13 protein-coding genes are annotated in these 17,971 nt (G+C 64.3%); 8 read left to right on the top strand and 5 right to left on the bottom strand.

The window, feature by feature from the left end:
* Positions 1 to 32: 32 nt before the first annotated feature.
* The 3 genes from KF712_01715 (at position 33) to KF712_01725 (ending at position 3,203) form a co-directional block, all read left to right on the top strand.
* A complete protein-coding gene (locus KF712_01715; protein MBX3739681.1) occupies positions 33 to 959 on the top strand; it encodes an MBL fold metallo-hydrolase in 927 nt (308 codons plus the stop codon).
* Positions 960 to 1,077: 118 nt separating this feature from the next.
* Complete coding sequence (gene msrA / locus KF712_01720; protein MBX3739682.1) at positions 1,078 to 1,638, top strand: peptide-methionine (S)-S-oxide reductase MsrA; 561 nt, start codon at positions 1,078 to 1,080, stop codon at positions 1,636 to 1,638.
* Positions 1,639 to 2,228: 590 nt separating this feature from the next.
* A complete protein-coding gene (locus KF712_01725; GenBank protein ID MBX3739683.1) occupies positions 2,229 to 3,203 on the top strand; it encodes a D-2-hydroxyacid dehydrogenase in 975 nt (324 codons plus the stop codon).
* A gap of 118 nt (positions 3,204 to 3,321) precedes the next feature.
* On the opposite strand, the gene KF712_01730 is transcribed toward KF712_01725, so the two are convergent.
* The 3 genes from KF712_01730 to ftsH form a co-directional block, all read right to left on the bottom strand.
* Complete coding sequence (locus KF712_01730; protein ID MBX3739684.1) at positions 3,322 to 4,437, bottom strand: SGNH/GDSL hydrolase family protein; 1,116 nt, start codon at positions 4,435 to 4,437, stop codon at positions 3,322 to 3,324.
* 36 nt (positions 4,438 to 4,473) lie between these two features.
* Complete coding sequence (locus KF712_01735) at positions 4,474 to 5,448, bottom strand: glycoside hydrolase family 43 protein (protein ID MBX3739685.1); 975 nt, start codon at positions 5,446 to 5,448, stop codon at positions 4,474 to 4,476.
* Positions 5,449 to 5,631: 183 nt separating this feature from the next.
* Complete coding sequence (ftsH, locus tag KF712_01740; GenBank protein ID MBX3739686.1) at positions 5,632 to 7,983, bottom strand: ATP-dependent zinc metalloprotease FtsH; 2,352 nt, start codon at positions 7,981 to 7,983, stop codon at positions 5,632 to 5,634.
* A gap of 337 nt (positions 7,984 to 8,320) precedes the next feature.
* Here ftsH and KF712_01745 point away from each other — a divergent pair, with 337 nt between their 5' ends.
* Positions 8,321 to 11,884 carry an ATP-binding cassette domain-containing protein gene (locus KF712_01745; protein ID MBX3739687.1) on the top strand — a complete coding sequence of 1,188 codons (3,564 nt, stop codon included), beginning with the start codon at positions 8,321 to 8,323 and terminating at the stop codon, positions 11,882 to 11,884.
* A gap of 22 nt (positions 11,885 to 11,906) precedes the next feature.
* Here KF712_01745 and KF712_01750 read toward each other — a convergent pair whose 3' ends face one another.
* Both KF712_01750 and KF712_01755 read right to left on the bottom strand, forming a co-directional pair.
* On the bottom strand, positions 11,907 to 12,554 hold the full coding sequence (locus tag KF712_01750; protein MBX3739688.1) for a hypothetical protein: 648 nt from the start codon (positions 12,552 to 12,554) through the stop codon (positions 11,907 to 11,909).
* Positions 12,554 to 13,555, bottom strand: a complete 1,002-nt coding sequence (locus tag KF712_01755; protein ID MBX3739689.1) for a ParA family protein — start codon at positions 13,553 to 13,555, stop codon at positions 12,554 to 12,556. Before KF712_01755 ends, KF712_01750 begins: the two co-directional genes overlap by 1 nt.
* Between KF712_01755 and KF712_01760 the strand changes: the two genes are divergently transcribed.
* Genes KF712_01760 through hisH form a run of 4 tightly spaced genes read left to right on the top strand, consistent with a single transcriptional unit; the run spans position 13,507 to position 17,938 of the window.
* Positions 13,507 to 15,624 carry a DUF255 domain-containing protein gene (locus tag KF712_01760; protein MBX3739690.1) on the top strand — a complete coding sequence of 706 codons (2,118 nt, stop codon included), beginning with the start codon at positions 13,507 to 13,509 and terminating at the stop codon, positions 15,622 to 15,624. The genes KF712_01755 and KF712_01760 overlap by 49 nt on opposite strands.
* A 42-nt stretch (positions 15,625 to 15,666) precedes the next feature.
* Positions 15,667 to 16,725, top strand: coding sequence for a hypothetical protein (locus tag KF712_01765; protein MBX3739691.1), 1,059 nt, complete (start codon positions 15,667 to 15,669; stop codon positions 16,723 to 16,725).
* A gap of 8 nt (positions 16,726 to 16,733) precedes the next feature.
* A complete protein-coding gene (gene hisB / locus KF712_01770) occupies positions 16,734 to 17,327 on the top strand; it encodes an imidazoleglycerol-phosphate dehydratase HisB (protein ID MBX3739692.1) in 594 nt (197 codons plus the stop codon).
* The gene (gene hisH, locus KF712_01775) at positions 17,324 to 17,938 is read left to right on the top strand and encodes an imidazole glycerol phosphate synthase subunit HisH (GenBank protein MBX3739693.1); all 615 of its coding nucleotides are present in this window, start codon (positions 17,324 to 17,326) and stop codon (positions 17,936 to 17,938) included. Before hisB ends, hisH begins: the two co-directional genes overlap by 4 nt.
* Positions 17,939 to 17,971: the final 33 nt, after the last annotated feature.

Genomic DNA, 17,971 nt, shown 5'->3' on the forward strand with positions numbered 1-17,971 from the left:
GTTTCCCTAACAACGAATCCACGGAATCGACCATGGGAAACCCGAACGACAGCCAGCCCCCGCCGGGGTTCAACCCCCACTACTCAGGCCTCCTGCCACAGAAAGGCTGGCCGGCCCGGAACCTGAAGTTCTGGCGGCACCGCATCGTCCCGGGCATGTTCAGCCGTGCGGCGGGCAGCCATTCCCCGCCTGTGCTGGATGCCCCTGTGGATGGGAAGGTGCGGGTCACGTGGATCGGCCACGCGTCGTTTTTCGTGCAGTTCGCCGGGCACTCCGTGATCGTGGACCCGAACTGGGCGAACTGGCACGGTCCGGTGAAACGCCTGCGTCAGCCGGGGCTGAAACTGCGGGAGGTTCCGGAGGTGGACCTGGTGCTGGTGACGCACGCCCACTTCGACCACCTGCACAAGCCAAGCCTGAAGGTGCTGAAGGCGAAAGAAGGCATCGTGGTGCCACGGGGCAGCGGCTCGCTGGTGAAGCGGCTGGGCTTTTCCTCCGTCCATGAAATGCGCGCGTGGGATGAGCTGTTGTTCAATGAGCTGCACGTTACCCACACGCCGTGCTTCCACTGGGGCGCGCGCTACATCCATGACCGCCACCGGGACTACGGCGGCTACCTGATCCGCGCGGGTGGAAAGAGCGTCTTCCACTGCGGGGACAGCGCGTATTTCGACGGATTCGGGGAGATCGGACGGCGGCAGGAGATCGACGTCGCGCTGATGCCCATCGGTGCGTATGAATCACCCAGCGGCCGGAACGTCCACATGAACCCGGAAGAGGCCGTCCGGGCCTTCGCGGAACTGGGGGCTAAAGTCATGATCCCCATGCACTACGGGACATTCCCCCTGGGGAATGAGCCGCATGAGGAACCGGTGGAACGATTGCTGATGGAGGCGGACCGCCTGGGCATCAGCGAACAGATCCTGATCCCGGAGACGGGGGTGGGAATCGAATGGTAGTTGATATTTTTCCCGGATTTCTATCGTTTCCGTGTATCGTATGAACATGACGCGTCGAATTGCCCTGCTCTTCCTGTGCCTCTTTCCGGCGCTCGCCCACTGCGAACCCGCCAAGAAAATGCCAGTCCACGCAAGAGCCCGCGCCGAAATGCCGAAGATCCCCGAAGGAATGGAAGCCGCCACGCTGGGTGCGGGGTGCTTCTGGTGCACGGACGCCGTCTACCAACGGCTGGACGGCGTCATTTCCGTGACCTCCGGTTACACCGGAGGAAAGGTGGACAAGCCGACCTATGAGGAAATCTGCACCGGCACCACCGGCCACGCGGAGGTCGTCGTCGTCGTGTTCGACCCGAAGAAGATCACCTATGAGCGCGTGCTCGCCTGGTTCTGGGACCTGCATGACCCCACCACGCTGAACCGTCAGGGGAATGACGTCGGCACGCAATACCGCTCCGCCATCTTCTACCACTCCGAGGAGCAGAAGAAGATCGCCGAAGCGTCCAAGGCTGCGGCGCAGGCGAACTTCGACAAGCCCATCGTGACGGAGATCACCAAGGCTCCCGAGTTCTATCCGGCGGAGAACTACCACCAGAACTACTACGCGGAGAACAAGTCGAAGAACCCCTACTGCAAGGCCGTCATCGAGCCGAAGCTGAAGAAACTGAAGCTGGAGGACTGACATGAGAAGGAGGACCGCCATTCTTCTGGTGGTGGGATTGGCGGTGGCCTATGTCGGCAGCTATCTGTTCTGTTCAAAAAATGGCGCTTATGTGCCGATGGGTTTCGGGGCGGGCAAGGGACCGCACGGTGAGATGGTTCTCCGATCAAAGCGTATCGGGTTAATCTGGGAGCCTTTCGGGTTGCCCCGGTCAACTTATGAGGCTCGATCCATTAAGATTCGCGAGATGGTTTACCTGCCTCTCATCGCCATCGACAGAGGGCTGTGGCATCGGAAGCAGAACGAGACGAGGGAATCATATTACTCGGATTATTTCTAGATCGGCTGCGGCGTCTCGCCGCAGGTCTCATCTTTCGTAGCGGGATGGCTGTGCCATCACGGCGGGGTGGAGCGATGCAACCTTACGATGCCAGTTCACCATGGATGGCATTTTCTCCATGCGGCCCCGTCGGATCCAGGCGGGTTTTCCCCACCGTCATGGCGCAGCCATGACGCTACTCCCCACTGTGCAGTCCGGGATTCGTCCATCCTGGTGGTGGGAACCTGCATATCCGGTTGATCTCCGCTGATGCGGCATCCAAGCTGGCGGCATGCCCGACCACACGATTTTCTCCGACCCGAAACTGGACGCCGACACTCTGGAAGTCCTGAAGCAGGGCGTGGCACACCATCGGCTGATCCTGCCGGAAAAGGTGGCGTCGTCCGTGCTGTCGCAGGCGGAGGCGGATCCGGCGTTCGTGGAGGCGGACATCGCCTTCGGCCAGCCGCTGATTGAGAGCATCAAGGCATCATCCAAGCTGAAGTGGATCCACCTCAGCACGGCGGGCTTCACCCGCTATGACACACCGGAGTTCCGCGCGTATGCGAAGGAAAAGGGCTTGGTGGTGACGAACAGCTCCGGAGTCTATGCCTATGCATGCGCGGAGCACGTGTTTTCCTTCATGCTGGCGCAGGCGCGGAACCTGCCGGCCTCCCTGGCGCTGCGCGTTCCGAACGGGCATCCGGAGTGGACGGCACTGCGGAATTCCTACCGCCCGCTGCGCGGCCAGCAGGTGCTGATCCTCGGCTTCGGCGGCATCGCCACGCCGCTGGTGAAGATGCTCGCTCCTTTTGATATGGATGTGGTCGCCATGCGCCGCACCCCGCGCGGTGACGAGGGCGTGCGGGTAGTGACCCCGGCGGAGGTGGACGGCGTGCTGGCCACGGCGGACCATGTGATCAACATCCTGCCGGACAACGCGGAGTCCGTCGGCTACTTCAATGCGGCTCGCTTCGCCACCATGAAGCCCGGCTCGGCTTTCTATAACATCGGCCGTGGCACGACGGTGGATCAGGACGCGCTCTATGAGAGGCTGAAGTCCGGCCACCTGGGTGCGGCCTGGCTGGACGTGACCGTGCCGGAGCCACTGGCGGACGACCATCCGCTGTGGACGCTGGACAACTGCCACATCACCCCCCACACCGCGGGTGGCCATGGAAACGAATCGCTCACCTTGGTGAACCACTTCCTGGGGAACTTCCGCAGATACCAGAACGGCGAACCGCTGGTGGACCGGATCATGTGAAAAGGGGAGCATCGCTGGCTCCACTGGGACCGCGGGATTCATCCCGCTTGGCTTCGCAGAGGCTGGATTCTCCGAGGCGGGATAAATCCCGCGGTCCCAGTCCGGAGCTTTGCCTCGCTCAGAGCTTGAGGATATTCCTGAGCACCGGCTCGAAGGCATTTGCCTGTCGATAGAAGCCGAGGTCGTTGGGATGGGAGCCATCCGTCGCACCATCGGAATCATCCCCCAGCAGGGCGTCGCCCTCGAGATAGTGGAGGTTCCCGATTCCCTGTTCCTTCAGCTTGTCGAACTCGGCCTTCATGGCGGATTGCTTCGCGGTGTTGAGCGTCTGCAAGGATGAGTCGATCCATGACTGCGTGTGGCGCCTGTTTTCCACCAGCAGGATGGGAGTGTCGGGATGTTTCGCGCGCAGTTGCTTCACCAGCGGGATGGTGCGTCCGGTGATCTCCGCGGGTGACATGTTGGGCAGGCAGTCGATCACGAAAACCGCCGGATCCGTCTGAACCAGAAAGTCGCCCACGGCGGCGTCCATCTTTCCATTCCCGGAGAAGCCGAGGTTCACGGTGGGGATGTCCAGCCGCCGCCCCAGGATCGCCACATGGGTCATCCCCGGACGGGAGGCACAGGCTCCGTGCGTGATCGAAGTGCCGTAGAAGATCGCCTGCTTTTCGGTCCGGGGAGCCAGTCCCTGGAAGCTGGAGCCTTCCTTGACGCCGATCTCCAGCGAATCCACGCAGTTGAAAAGCGGCAGGTACATCATCCACTCCCGCTCCTCCTGGGAGACGCCACGGATCAAGACCGTGGAGATGTCCTTCGAGGCGGGTTTGTTGACAGCCACCCATCGCCATTTGCCGTCAGGAGCCTTCGCGTAGAGATCCACCCCGCTCGCACCGGTGGCCGGCATGTGCGGCATGGCCAGCGTGTCGAGCAGCAGCTTGTAGCGGACATGGATGATGGGGGAGTTCGTCCGGAACCGGACAGCCATGCCGGCACTGTGCCTGCCGAGCCTCCAGACAGGTTCGGTCACTTTGGCCTTGGCGTCCGCCGGAAGACGATCATACCAACGCTCCCGGGCCGCGTCCCCGCAGATGCGTCCTTCCACGCCCCAAGTCTTCGGGTCGTGCCAAACGGGGGCGGGTTCCTTGGTAGCCGGATTCTTGTTGGCTTCTGTCTGGGCAAGCAATGGAGCGGCCCCCAGTGAGATGGTGGTGGCCAGAAATTGACGTCGTTGCATGGATTTATCCTCTACCGGGACCGCCCGATGGAAATTTCATGGAGCCTCACCTGACGGCACCGCCAGTTCCGCCTCCAACGGCACCGGCACGACCTTTTCCGGAAATCCATCGGCGTCCCAAGTGAGCTTCTGCACCCGTGAGGTGCGGCCCTTGTAGGTGAAGATGTCGGTGGTTTTCGCGTGGTAGGCGATCCAGTCCTCCTTGCCGTCCGGGGACTTGAAGAAGGAATGGTGGCCGGGGCCGTAGGCGCGGGCGGCGTCGTTGCGGGAGAGCAGGGGAGTGGGATGCTGGAACCATGAGGCGGGGTTCATCGGGTCGCCATTGGCGGGGAGCCAGAGGTAGCCCACCTGGTAGTCCGGCTTTCCGGTGTCGCAGGCGGAGTAGGTGAGAAAGGTGCGTCCTCCGTGGTGGATGACGAAGGGACCCTCGCGCACCTCCTCGCAGCCGAAGCCGGACGCCGGGATCATGGCACGCGGCCCTTCCAGCGTGAAGGGGTCCCTCATCAGGCTGATGTAGAGGCGGTGCCCGGGATGCCCGGCCCAAACGAAGTAGTGCCGCCCGCCGTGTTCGAAAACGTGGCCATCGATGGCGTAGAATTCGCCCTTCGGATCGGTCAGGATCTGCCGCGGCGGGGCATAGGGACCACGGATGCTGGCGGTGGTGCTTTCCATGACCCACATGCGATGGTCGATGTCCCGGTCATCGGTTTTGGTGAAGTAGCCATACCAGCGGCGGGTGCCATCCGGTCCGGGCAGGTGGTGGAACTCCGCCGCCCATACGCCCTTGCCCTTTTCCCAGAGGGTGACGGGTTCAGCGGTCTTCAGCTCCGCGAGCGTTGGTGCGCTCCAGAGCTGGACACGGTTCCCGGAGGTGGTGGTGAGGTGGTAGCTGCCCTCCGCATGCGCCAGCCAAGGATCCGCGGACGGATTGATAGGATTGCGGAAAGTGGGTGGCTCCGCCGTCGCAGCCACCATTGTGAAAAGAAGCGCGAGAGAGGCAGGTTTCAGCATGACGGGAGTAAGGAGGTGCGACACTCCTGTCGCACGGCGGCATTGGCGTCGCCAAAGATGAGTGGATCTATCGTGAGATGCTTTGCTACTGGTTCCGGTTGCAGCCGGAGGACAAGAGTGTCCTCCCTCCTTAACTGAAAACGCCGGTCTTCCGACCGGCGTTCAGGGAAATGTTCCAAGGTCTCAGGCCGGGGCACCTACGGCACCGGGGATGGGCGTGCCGTCGTCCGGGCGGTCGTCGCCGGTCGCCTTCGGGGCGGGCTTCTTGCGAAGCTCATCCGGCACTGGCGGTGGCTTGGGGGCGGAAGGCGGGTTGCGCATCTCGCCGAAGTCGATGATGTCGCGGAGGTGGGAGGCGTCCAGCGTCTCATACTCCAGCAGCGCCATGGCGATCTTCTCGACCACCTCGCGGTTCTCGGTGAGGACGCGCTCGGCTTCCGCATAGGCGTTGTCGATGAAACCCTTGATCTCCTCGTCGATGACCTTGGCGGTGTGGCCGGAGTAGTTGACCTTGCGTCCGCCCATGTCGCCGCGGCCGAGGAACACCGGACCGTCGCCGTCGCCGTATTCCACCATGCCCAGCTTGTCGCTCATGCCCCACTCGCAGACCATGGCGCGGGCGAGGGAGGTGGCCTGGCGAATGTCGCCGGACGCACCGTTGGAGACGTCGTCGCTGTGGAAGGCTTCCGCGATCCGTCCGCCCATCGTGACGATGAGGTTGGCCAGCGCTTCCTTCTTCTGGGTGGAGTACTTGTCGCCGTCCGGCAGATACATCGTCGCGCCCAGGTAAGGGCCGCGCGGGATGATGGTGACCTTGTGCAGCGGGTGGGTGTGCGGCAGCACCATGTTGAGGTAGGCGTGGCCGGCCTCATGCCATGCGGTGCCGACGCGCTCCTTGTCGGACATGGCCAGGGAGCGGCGCTCGCGGCCCCAGCGGACCTTGTCGCGGGCTTCCTCCATCTCCGCCAGGGTGACAGCGGTCATGCCCTTGCGGGCGGCGAGGAGGGCGGCTTCGTTGACGAGGTTGGCCAGCTCCGCACCGGAGAAGCCGGGCGTGCCACGGGCAACGACGGCGAGGTCGGTGTTGGCGGCCAGCTTGATCTTCTTCACGTGGACGCGGAGGATCTCCTCCCGGCCGTTCACATCCGGCAGGGAGACGGTCACCTGGCGGTCGAAGCGGCCCGGGCGCAGCAGCGCGGGGTCCAGCACGTCCGGGCGGTTGGTGGCGGCGATGATGATGACGCCCTCCTGGGTGTCGAAGCCGTCCATTTCCACGAGGAGCTGGTTGAGCGTCTGCTCGCGCTCGTCATGGCCACCGCCCATGCCGTGGCCGCGGTGACGGCCCACGGCGTCGATCTCATCGATGAAGATGAGGCAAGGCGCGTGTTTCTTGCCTTGCTCGAACATGTCGCGGACGCGGGACGCACCCACGCCGACGAACATCTCAACGAAGTCCGATCCGGAGATGGAGAAGAAAGGAACGTCCGCCTCACCGGCGATGGCGCGGGCCAGCAGGGTCTTGCCGGTGCCGGGGGAGCCGACCATCAGCACGCCCTTCGGGATGGAGCCGCCGAGCTTCTGGAACTTGCGCGGGTCGCGGAGGAAATCGACGATCTCGAAAAGCTCCTCCTTCGCTTCCTGGATGCCGGCCACGTCCTTGAAGGTGACCTTGTTGCGGTCCATGGTGAGCAGGCGTGCCTTCGACTTGCCGAAGGACATCGCGCCACGTCCGGCGGACTTCATCTGCTGGCGGAACAGGAAGAACAGCAGGGCGATGATCAGCAGGAACGGCAGGAACATCGAGATCGCGCTGCGCAGGTAGGCGGGATCCTTCTTGTACTTCGCCTTCGAACTGAGGAGCGTGGCGAGCTGGTCCTTCAGGATGGTGCCGGAAACCGGAACGCTGAACTGGCGGGTGGCCTCCTCCTTGTTCGTCTGCGCGTCCTTTTTCGCCACGTATTGGTAGCTGTTGATCGTGCCGGTGAGGATGGTGGCCTCCGGGGTGGTGACGATGCGCAGGGGATTCGCGCCGCCCTTGTCCTCCGGGATCTCGCCGAGGGCATGGGCCTTGCGGAAGTCCGCAAAGGTGAGGGTGCGGGTGCCCGCAGGGGGCTGGAAAGTGGCCTCCTGGACGTTGGTGACGCGCTCGCCGGCGATCTCGCGGACTTCCTGCTGCAGGCCGGCGTCGAGGATGACCTGGAATGTGCTGGTCTCCGCCTGGGAGTTCGGGGCCGGGACCATTTCCGGGGAGATCCAGCCGGTGATGGTCACATCATTGGAGGAGTCCGAGGTGACGATCTGCAGCGGTTTTTCAGCTTCATCCGTGACGATGCGGCCTTGGTCCCATGCCTTGCGGAACTGGGAATAGCTGAGAATTTCGGCATTCCCCGACATGGCCGGGGTGAAATAGGCGATGCCGAGGATCACCACCGCCACGCTGAGGAGGCCGAGAAGACGCCAGTTGAAGCCGGGGCTGTCGCCGGGGCCTCGGTTCTGTCCGGGAGGCGGGGTGGGATTGTTCTGTTGATCAGACATGATGGATTTACGGAATCCGGAGGGAAAGACGGAGAGGCGGGAAGCAGTTTCCCGGCCAGCGTCAAACCGGAGTAACCGAGAATAAGCGAGAGGGGTGAAAAGGAAACTGCTTTTTTACGTCCTTCCGGAGCTGCCTGGTGAGGGAGATCCACCGCAAAGCCGCGGAGTTCGCGAAGGATCGCAAAGGAAGGGATAAAGGGGAGATCTCTGCGTCCCTTGGCGGCCTTTGCGTCTCTGCGGTAGGTCTTCCTTTTGAAATCACAGGTTCACACTCTTGCGGGCGGCGTGATCGTCTGGCAATGAAGCGGGCGTGGAATCCGAACCAGCCCCCGGGAAGATGAAAGCCGTGCCGTCACGGCGGGGGCGCTGGCTGGGGTGGCTGCGGACCGTGCCGGGCATAGGAAGGTTGCGGGCGCTGCGTCCGGGGTCGGACTCCCACGTGGGGCCGCTGGTGGATGCCTTCGCCGCCTTCGCCACCCTGGATGACATCCTCAGCCCCATGGAGGCGGACCTGATCCTGGACATGCTCCGCAGTGCTTTCCCGGAGGTGGACCATGGCTGGCTGGCGAAGCGGTTGCAGCGTGCGGTGAAGCACCCCCGGCCGCTCCAGGGGCTGGCCATGGCGCTGAAGGACACGCTGGACAACCAGGGGAAGATGGCGCTGGGCCTCCAGTTGTTCACCCTGGTGGATGCCGCAGGGAAGTCCGAGCGGAGCCGCGCCACGTTCGAAATTTTCATGCGCAGGCTGGGGCGGCCGGAATACGGGCTGGCCATCCTGCGCGAGATGCGGGGGGACGGGGTGCTGGAGGAACCGCCGTTCGAGCGGCTGGTGTTCGGCTATGAGAATGCGGACGTCATCCTCCCCCCGGCAGCCCGTGACCAGGAGTTCCGCGTCTATCGCACAGGAGACCTCATCCTGGTGAGGAACACCGGCGTCGCGCCGCTCTGGATCCGCGGGAGGTCGTTGGAAACGGGGGCGTTCCTCCGCATGCGGGAGCGCCAGCCGCTGGTGGTGCCCGGGTGGACCCTCAGCTATGAGGACGTGATCTTTTTCCTCAACGTGAAGCGCACCGGGAACGCGCCCTCCATCTACCTCCGGAAGGGGGATGAGGGCATCACCGCGGAGCGGACCCGTGGCCGGCAGAGCGTGATGCGGGTGCGTTTCGGCCTGGATGCGGAGGTGGAGGCGCTCCAGGACATCGACATCCACGCAGGCAGCAAGGGTGCCATGAAAAAGGGCGAGGTGGTCACCTGCCGGAACCATGAGCGCCTGGCGGACTCCGGCGAGTTCAGTCTTTCCATCAATGAACTGCGGCGGATGGCCACCCAGTCCGGGCGTCGCTTCCGGCTGGCTGCGGAACGCCAGGAATACATCGTGTCGAACGACGCCTCCGCGCTCTCCGCCGGGGACCTGCTGCTCGGCGCGAAGCTCGCCCCGCGGGTGGTGATGCACATCAAGTTCGACGAACAGCTCGGGGAAGGTTTGCTGGAGGTGAAGGAAAGCGACGGCCCCGTTATGGTCGATGGCTTCCCCGCCCGCGGAAAGGTGCCGCTGCGGGATGGCTCGCTCATCCGCCTCTCCGGCAGCCAGGCCGTGCGCTGCCGGTTCAGCGAGGGCTTCCTCGATGAGGAACGGACGCAGATCGAGGCGCTCCAGGTGGAGAACCTGATCCATGACTTCGGCCCTGACTCCCGGGCGCTGGACCACGTGAACTTCGAGGTGAAGCGCGGGGAGATGCTCTGCATCATCGGCCCCAGCGGCAGTGGCAAGAGCACGCTGCTGGCCGTGCTGTCCGGCCAGAGGAGGCCGACGCGCGGGGAGGTGAAGCTGAACGGCATCCCCCTTTACGAGCACCGGGAGCAACTGGTCCCCTTCATCGCCCACATGCCGCAGGAAGAGGCGCTCAACCCGCAGCTCACCGTGCGGGAGCACCTGCGCCACGCCATGACCATCCGGCGGCCGACGCTGGCCCTCGCGGAGCATGAACGGCGGGTGGACTCCATGCTCGCGGAACTGGGTCTCCAGACCATCGCCAACCGCCGGGTGGGATCCCCCGGGGAAAAGACCATCTCCGGCGGTGAGCGCAGCCGCCTTAACCTGGGCCTGGATTTGGGCAGCCGGGCGGAGGTTTTCCTGTTCGACGAGCCGATCTCCGGCCTTTCGTCGAAGGACTCCGAGCACGTCGCGGAAACACTGCGCTCGCTGGCGCGGGAAAAGATTGTCATCGCCTCCCTGCACCGCCCGGGTGCGCCGGTGCTGCGCCTGTTTGACAAGGTGCTGCTGCTGGACAGCGGCGGAAGGCTGGCCTACTTCGGCACGCCGGTCGGCATGGTCGGCTATTTCAGGGACGCCTGCGAGGAGCTGGCCATTTCCCACCCCTCCGTGCATGCGAAGTCGCCCCTCGGCGCGGACTTCGTGTTCGATGTGCTGGAGACACCGCTGAGTTCCATCGGCGGCGGGTCGAACACCGGAGCCGCCCGCCGTTTCCCGTCTTCTTTCTGGCAGGAGAGGTTCGAAAGCGTGGCGCTGCTGAAGTCGCTGCTGCCGCAGGAAACCGGACCGTCCTCGCGGCTGGGGGAGCGTTCATCGAAGGAAAGGCTGCCCGTCCCGCCGCGCCCCAACCGCCTGGTGCGCGCGGTCATCGCCGTCTTCGCCACCCATTTCCTGCGCTCGCTGCTGTCGAAGGTGCGGAACCGGGGGACCATCTACAGCACTTTCCTGGAGGCACCGCTGCTGGCAGCGCTCATCTCCATCACGCTGCGCTCGTCGCCGAAGGGGCCGTATGATTTCTCCACCGCCCTGCACATCCCCGCCTACCTGTTCCTCAGTGTGACGGTGGCCATGTTCCTGGGCCTGACGAACTCCGCCACGGAGGTGCTGCGGGACCGCGCCGTACTGCGGCGGGAGCGGAACTGCCAGCCCGGCGGAACTTCCTACATCATCGCCAAGTTCGTCGCGCTCGGCCTGGTCGCATCCATGCAGTGCCTCGCCTACCTCATCGTCGGGAACCACTTCCTGGAGATCCGCGGCATGCTGATGGATCACTGGCTGTGGATGACGCTCACCGCATGGGCCGGTACGGCCATGGCGGTGGTGGTTTCCACCCTGGTGAGGACGGAGCGTGCTGCCCTCACCGCCGTGCCGCTGCTGCTGGTCCCGCAGATGCTGCTTGCCGGGGCGCTGGTGCCCTACCGGGAAATGAACCGCGGCCTTTTTGAAAACGCCGGGCTGAACCGCGAGAGGGGAGGCTCCCCGGTGCCCGCGCGCATCATGCCGCTGCGCTATGCCTATGAGGCCATGATCGTCTCCCAGGCCACGCGGAATCCCTTTGAGGTGGAGCGCGTCCGCCTCCAGCGCAGCATCGACCGCAACATCGGCAACGCCGCCGCGGGAGGCCCGGGCGTCGAGCGGCTGGAACTGCTGAAGGAAGGCCTGCGCCGTCTCATGGCCGCCGGTGCCGCCACCCCTGAGGAAGCGGGGGCGCTCGTCACCCGCATCATGGAGGCCACCCGTGAAGGGAAGAAGGGTGAGGTGGAAACCATGAAAATCTGGCCGGACGATGAGGATCAAGCCCGGCCCGCGGCGGAGTTCTTTGTCAACGAACGCATCGACCTGATGGTGCGTGAGGCGGAGACCTTCCGGAACGACTACCGGAACAAGGAAGCGAGGAACATCTTCCTCGCCCTCAAGAAGCCGCTACCTTTCACCAGCCACAAGCAGGCGGCGGGGCCGGAGGGAACAGCCTCCGGAATCTCCACCCAGGCTGAAATGGAAAAGGAGAGCAAGGATTTCCAGGTGGAAACCCAGCGCTACTCCGGCGCGGTCCTCATCCTGCTGGTCATCGGCTGCGGCATCGCCTCCAGCGCCATCCTCTACGTCCAGAACCGGAAGGTGACCTGAATGCTGCGGGCATGGCCGCCCATCACGCGCCGGGTGGTGACGCCGCCCTTGCCAACCCATCCATCACCGCGGCGACTGCTGGTGGAAGGAGGATGTCCGGGACGATGGCGGCAAGCACCAGGTAACCGTAGGCGGTGTCCACCGGGATGACCTCGAGGATGGCCCGCGTGCCGATCTTCAGCCGGACGTTCGCCGGAGGCGCCCCCGGCTTGCGGGAGGCCAGCGCGAGGTTCCGCGCCAGCGAGTGGAGCTTCTCATTTCCGTTCTCGTCGAAGATCACCGCGCCTTCGCGGTCCAGGATGAAGATCCCGGTGGCGGAGAACTCCGTGGCGAACCAGTCGCGGAAGCGGGTGATGCGGTCGAGGAACGGACCCCGCGCCACCGTGCGGGACTCCGTCACCGTGTGGAAAGGGGAGGAAATGACATCCGCGGACGCGGGCGGAGGCGTGACCGTGCGCTCGATCGTGACCGGAGGCGGTGGTGGAGCGGCAGGGGCCGGCGCCGCCTGTGGTGGCGGTGTGTTCACCGGCGCGCCGGATGCGTAGCCGATGAAACAGGAGTCGAACCCGGCATCCCGGATACCCGGATCCGGCTGGTGCGCGGGGGCCAGCAACCGCTCGGCCATGCGGCGCACCTCATCCGCGTCCACCCATGGATTGATCGGGTTCATCAGCTCCGGAAGCCGCCGCCAGCGGCGTTGATGTCGAGTTTCGCTTCGATCTCCGAGCGCATGGAGTCGAACACCACCTGCGCGCCGGCGCCTTCCTCCAGCACGCCGATGGGGAGGCCCCGCGCGCTGGCGCGGACGAAGAGACCGTCACGCGGCACCTGGGTGTTGAAGACCATCTCCGGTGGCAGCAGGGCGCGCAGGGCGGTGGCCGCCTCACGGCTTTCCGCCAGGTCGTTCTGGACCATGGTCAGGACCACGCCCAGCACCGTCAGGCGCGGATTCATCACCCGCAGGCGGTTCAGGCCCTCCAGCAGCTTCGGCACGGAGCGGATGCCCAGCGGCTCCGACTGCTGCGGGATCATCACCGCGTCACTGGAGGCGATCACATCGCCCGTGACTCCGAAGAGTCCGGCGGCGGTGTCGATGAGGCAGAGGTCGAAGCCGCGCGCGCTGACATTCCGCAGGAACGCACGGACGCGCGCGAGGTGGGAACCCATGCCGGCTCCGCCCGTCTCATAGTCGCTCGCCTGGCCGCTGGCGACCAGGGAAAAGGTCTCCAGCCGTGTCGGTACGATGACGCGGTCCAGCGGGATGGCCGGATCCGCCAGGAAATCATAGAAGCCGGTGAGCAACCGTGACTGGCGGGTCAACGAGAGTCCCACGGAACCCTGGGGATCCGCATCCACCAGGAGGGTTTTCACTCCCGCCCGGGCGAAGGCGTGCGCGAGGTTGATGGAGACGGTGGTCTTGCCCACTCCGCCTTTCTGACTGGAAATCGCAATACTGATCACGTGTGGAAAAATCTTCGGTGAGGTTATCCGCCGTGGGGCGCACCGGAAGTCTTTTCTTCGCCCACGGATTGTTACTTGCGGCTGGAGGTGAATCTGGTTTCCTCGCACGACCAATGACCATCTCCCCTCCAAGACGTTATTGCCGGTATGCGTTGGTTCTCTTGCTGTCAGCCGCCTGCACCGTTTCATGCCGGAGCAGGAAACAGGCATCCTCCGCGCCGCCCGCCGCCGTTCCGGAGACTCTGCGGGAAAATCGTCTGGGGGGGATCGACGGGCCGGTCTATCAGTCGCAGGCCGCCTCCTCCATCCCTTGGCAGCCGTGGGGCAGGGAAGTCTTCAAAGCCGCCGGGGAGGCGGAGCGGCTGGTGCTGGCGGTGGTGGTGATGCCCCAGCAGCAGGACTTCAGCGCGACGCTCCGTGGTCTGGAGAAAGAACCCGTCATCGCCAGGGCCATCCGTGAAACCTACGTGCCCGTCCTCGTCGATGGCGACGTGGTCAGGGAGATGGGCTTGCTCGTGGATCCCCTCTGCCGGGAGATCAAGCGGCAGCTCCAGATGCCCGTCTTCATCTGGATGACACCGGAGGGGAATCCGGTCGCGTGGATCCCCATTTCCGGCGCCAGCCAGGAGGAGACGGAACAGTTGTTCCTCCAGTCCCACGGCATGGTGGAGCGGATGTGGAAGGACGACCCCGCCTACGTCCGGCGGAACAGCGCCCTGGACAATTCCAACCGTCGCCAACGTCTGGCCGATATACAGAAAAGCATCACCCCTTCCTCCGATCCGGCGATGGATAGCCTCAACGGCGCCCGGCAGTTGATGTCCCTTTATGATCCCGTCTCACGCACCATGGATGAAACGGGAGGGCTTTTCCCCGTCGGCCCCCTCGATGTGGCGGTGGCCTCCGGCATGCTGCCGGGGGTGCCCGCATCCCTGAAGGAGCGCGGAAAGGAAACCAGCGTCGAAATGCTCAGGGATTTGCTGGCCAGCGCGATGTTCGACCCGCTGGAAGGAGGGGTTTTCTCCGGCAGGGTGGACCGCTCCTGGGCGCTTCCCATGTTCGGGTGGAATTGCCCGGACCAGGCGAAGGTGGCGGCCTCGTTGTTCCGCGCCCATCGCCTGACCGGGGATGGACTGGCCCTTGAACGGGCGCTCGGCGTGCTTGCGTTCGCGGAGCGCCGGTTCACCGGGGAGGACGGGCTGTTCCGCTTCGGTACGGTGAATTCCACCGTTCCGAAGGACTGGATGTGGAGCGTCAGGGAGATCCGTGATGCCCTCCCCGAACAGGATGCCGGATGGTGGATCTCCGCCACCGGCATGCAGGAGCTCGGCAACCTGCCGCCGGAGATCGACAGCGCCCGGAGATATTTCCGGATGAACACCCTTTCGCTGCGCCAGCCGCTGGAGAAGACCGCCACGGAACTGGGGGTGGATGCCGCCGCGTTCTCAGCGGGATTCCGTAAATCCCAGGAAACTCTCCGGGCCATCCGCGCCGCGCGGTGGAAGAAAGTCCCGGCCGACCAGACGCCGAATGCGGCGGCGAGCTTCAGGATGGTCTCCGCCTACGCCGCAGCCTACACCGCCACCGGCGGGGAAACTTACCGTGAAAAGGCGGTGGCGCTGCTGGAGCGCTCATGGCGGGCTTTTTTCAAGGATGGCGTCCTGAAGGCGGTTGCCGGGAAGGGGGGGGGCTCCGTCACCGACGCGCGCGCATTCGTCCATGTCCTCGCCGGACAGGCCGCACAGGATGTCGCGGACATCACCCTCGACCCCGCTTCCCTGGCGTGGGCGGAAACCATCGTCCGGACCGTGGCGGCGAACTTCATGAATGACGGCAACCTGGTGGAAACATCCCCCGCCGCCGCGGTGCTGGACCTGCCCATTGTGGACGCTTACCGGGTCTATGATGACAGCACCGGCGGACTCTTCGCGCTGATGGAGGCGCGCGCGGCCGGGGCCAAGGGGGAATTCCGTGAATCCCTCAGCAAGCTGGGCAAACCCCTGCCCTCCGCGGCCGCCACCGCCCCGGTCCTCTACACCGACTCCATCATCGCCGCGCTGGTGGAGCATCACTCGAGATCCATCCTCCTCGGCGGCGGGCTGTCCCCGGAGATGGCGGACACCGTGTCGCGGCTTCCCCTGCAATGGTTCCCGCGGGCGATTGCGAAAGATTCGGATGGAATTCCCGCCGGATCGGTGAGAGTCATATCTCCCGATGGCACGGGGAAATTGATTGCCAATCCAGCCGATCTGCTGAAGGAACTGTACTTGTCAGACTAACAACCCGGATTCTCCATCATTCCCAAAAAGACCCGATTCTGCATGAAACTCCGTCTCACCACCCTGATCCCCTTGACCTGCGTCCTGATGTCCGCCGGTTCTTCCGCCGACACCTTTGTCCTGAAGAATGGCGAGCGCCTGGACGCGAAGATCCTCAAGGAAAACGACGACTCCTATGTCCTCTCCGTGAAAGTCACGAAGAGCATCCGTGATGAGAAGACGGTCGCAAAGGCGGATGTGGCAGAGATCATCCCCGAAAAGACGGATGAAGTCGCTTTCGAAGCCCTCAAGGGACTGGTGCCGGTGCCGGATCTGACGGGGGCGGATGAATACTCCCGCCGCATCGCCCTGGTCGGCAAATTCATCAAGGAAAACCCGAAGAGTCCGTTGGTCGCACAGGCGGAAACCATGCTCGCCACGTTGAAGTCCGAGCTCGGGGCGACCTCCGCCGGAGGTATCAAGCTCGAAGGAAAGGTCATCCCCGCGGAGGAATACGCTGCGGACGCCTACGACATTGACGCCCGCATCATCGAAAAGCGCGTGCGGGAAGCCGCCGCCCGCGGTGACCTGCTTTCCGCGATGCGCGGCATCGACCGCCTGCAGACGGATTTCAAACTCACCGCTTCCCGCCGTGCGCTCCTTCCCCTTAAAGGACAGATCCTCCGCGCTTACAAGGCCCAGATCGAAGAACAACTGGCCACCTTTGACGCCCGTTCCGAGGAACGCCGGGTCGGCCTCTCGCGGATGGCCGGGGAAGCCCGCGCGAATGCCGAGCGCGCCCTTGAGGAGGAACTGGCCGCGGTGAAAGCATCCGCCGGAGCTGACAGGAGCTCCAAACCGCGTTGGGGCGCGACCCATCCGTTCGACAAGGACTCCCTCGAGGACGCCCTGGAAACCATCGAGGACGAGATGGACGACACCATCGAGGACAACGGCAAGGACGCCGGGAAGGTCTATCGCAACATCGTCCGCATCATCGGTGAACAGAGTGATCCGCAGATCCTTCAGGACACCGTTTCAAAGGGGGGGGAGTATGAGATCCCCGCCAAATACATTGACATGCTCAAGGAAGCCGCCAAGGCCAAGGGCGCCCAGTTTTGATTCACACCATGCCAGCATCCCGTACCGCCAGCCGCAGCCGGAAGACCGCTGAAACCTCCATCGAACTGTCCATTGACCTGGACGGATCCGGAGTTTCGTCGATCGACACCGGCATCCCGTTCTTTGATCACATGCTCACGCTGTTTTCCAAGCACGGGTTGTTCGACCTCAACGTGAAAACCGTGGGGGACATCGAGGTGGACGGGCATCACACCATCGAGGACACCGGCATCGTCATCGGTGACTGCATCCGTGAGGCGCTGGGCACGAAGGAAGGCATCCGTCGCTATGGGTGTTGTTATCTGCCCATGGATGAGACGCTCGCCCGTGTCGTCGTGGACCTGAGCAACCGTCCGCACCTGGAGTTCCGCGCTCCAGCAAACACCGCGTCCGCTCCGAACATGCCCTTCACCCTGGTGGAGGAGTTCTGCCGCGCCGTGGCGTCCAATCTGCGCGCGAACATCCACGTCGAGCTTCTCTACGGCCGCGACGGCCACCACATCGCCGAGGCGATCTTCAAAGGTCTCGCCCGGGCGCTGCGGGATGCGTGCGAACGCGACCCGCGGGTGAAGGGAATCCCGAGCACCAAGGAGGCGTTGTGAAGGTTTCACTCATCGACTACGGCGCCGGGAATCTCCGCAGCGTCGCGAACGCGCTGCGTGCCATCGGAGTGGAACCGGAGATCACCTCCGGCCCGGGAATTCCGGAAGGAACCACCCACCTGGTCCTGCCGGGTGTCGGTTCGTTCGGGGACTGCATGGACGAGCTTTCGAAGCGCGGCCTCATCGAGCCGATCCGCCAGTGGGTTCTGGACGGAAAGCCCTACCTGGGCATCTGCCTGGGCTACCAGATCCTTTTCGAATGGAGCGAGGAAACGCCTGGTGTGGCCGGTCTCGGCGTCCTGCCCGGCCAGGTGAAGCGTTTCACCGACCAACCGGGGGTCAAGGTGCCCCACATGGGCTGGAACTCCGTGGTTCCCCGCAGGGCGGAATCCGGCAGTTGGCAGGGCCTCGGCCTCGAACCCTATTTCTACTACGTCCACTCCTACTTCCCCGTCCCGGCGGATGATTCCATCATCGCGGCGGAGACCGAGTACGGTGGCGAAAAGTTCGCGGCGGCGGTCGAAAGGCCGAACCTGCTGGCCTGCCAGTATCACCCTGAGAAAAGCCAGGAAGCCGGCCTCCGCCTCATCCGGAATTTCCTGGGGGTGTAAGGAGGGAGGACAGGTGTGTCCCTCCCTCCTCAC

This window comes from Akkermansiaceae bacterium, assembly GCA_019634595.1.
Lineage (GTDB): Bacteria > Verrucomicrobiota > Verrucomicrobiia > Verrucomicrobiales > Akkermansiaceae > Luteolibacter.

Coding starts and splice junctions, on each gene's coding strand:
- KF712_01745 (MBX3739687.1), top strand. CDS start 8,321: ATGAAAGCCGTGCCGTCACGGCGGGGGCGCTGGCTGGGGTGGCTGCGG.
- KF712_01750 (MBX3739688.1), bottom strand. CDS start 12,554: ATGAACCCGATCAATCCATGGGTGGACGCGGATGAGGTGCGCCGCATG.
- hisB (MBX3739692.1), top strand. CDS start 16,734: ATGCCAGCATCCCGTACCGCCAGCCGCAGCCGGAAGACCGCTGAAACC.
- msrA (MBX3739682.1), top strand. CDS start 1,078: ATGCCAGTCCACGCAAGAGCCCGCGCCGAAATGCCGAAGATCCCCGAA.
- KF712_01735 (MBX3739685.1), bottom strand. CDS start 5,448: ATGCTGAAACCTGCCTCTCTCGCGCTTCTTTTCACAATGGTGGCTGCG.
- KF712_01755 (MBX3739689.1), bottom strand. CDS start 13,555: ATGCCTGTTTCCTGCTCCGGCATGAAACGGTGCAGGCGGCTGACAGCA.
- KF712_01725 (MBX3739683.1), top strand. CDS start 2,229: ATGCCCGACCACACGATTTTCTCCGACCCGAAACTGGACGCCGACACT.
- KF712_01715 (MBX3739681.1), top strand. CDS start 33: ATGGGAAACCCGAACGACAGCCAGCCCCCGCCGGGGTTCAACCCCCAC.
- KF712_01765 (MBX3739691.1), top strand. CDS start 15,667: ATGAAACTCCGTCTCACCACCCTGATCCCCTTGACCTGCGTCCTGATG.
- ftsH (MBX3739686.1), bottom strand. CDS start 7,983: ATGTCTGATCAACAGAACAATCCCACCCCGCCTCCCGGACAGAACCGA.
- KF712_01730 (MBX3739684.1), bottom strand. CDS start 4,437: ATGCAACGACGTCAATTTCTGGCCACCACCATCTCACTGGGGGCCGCT.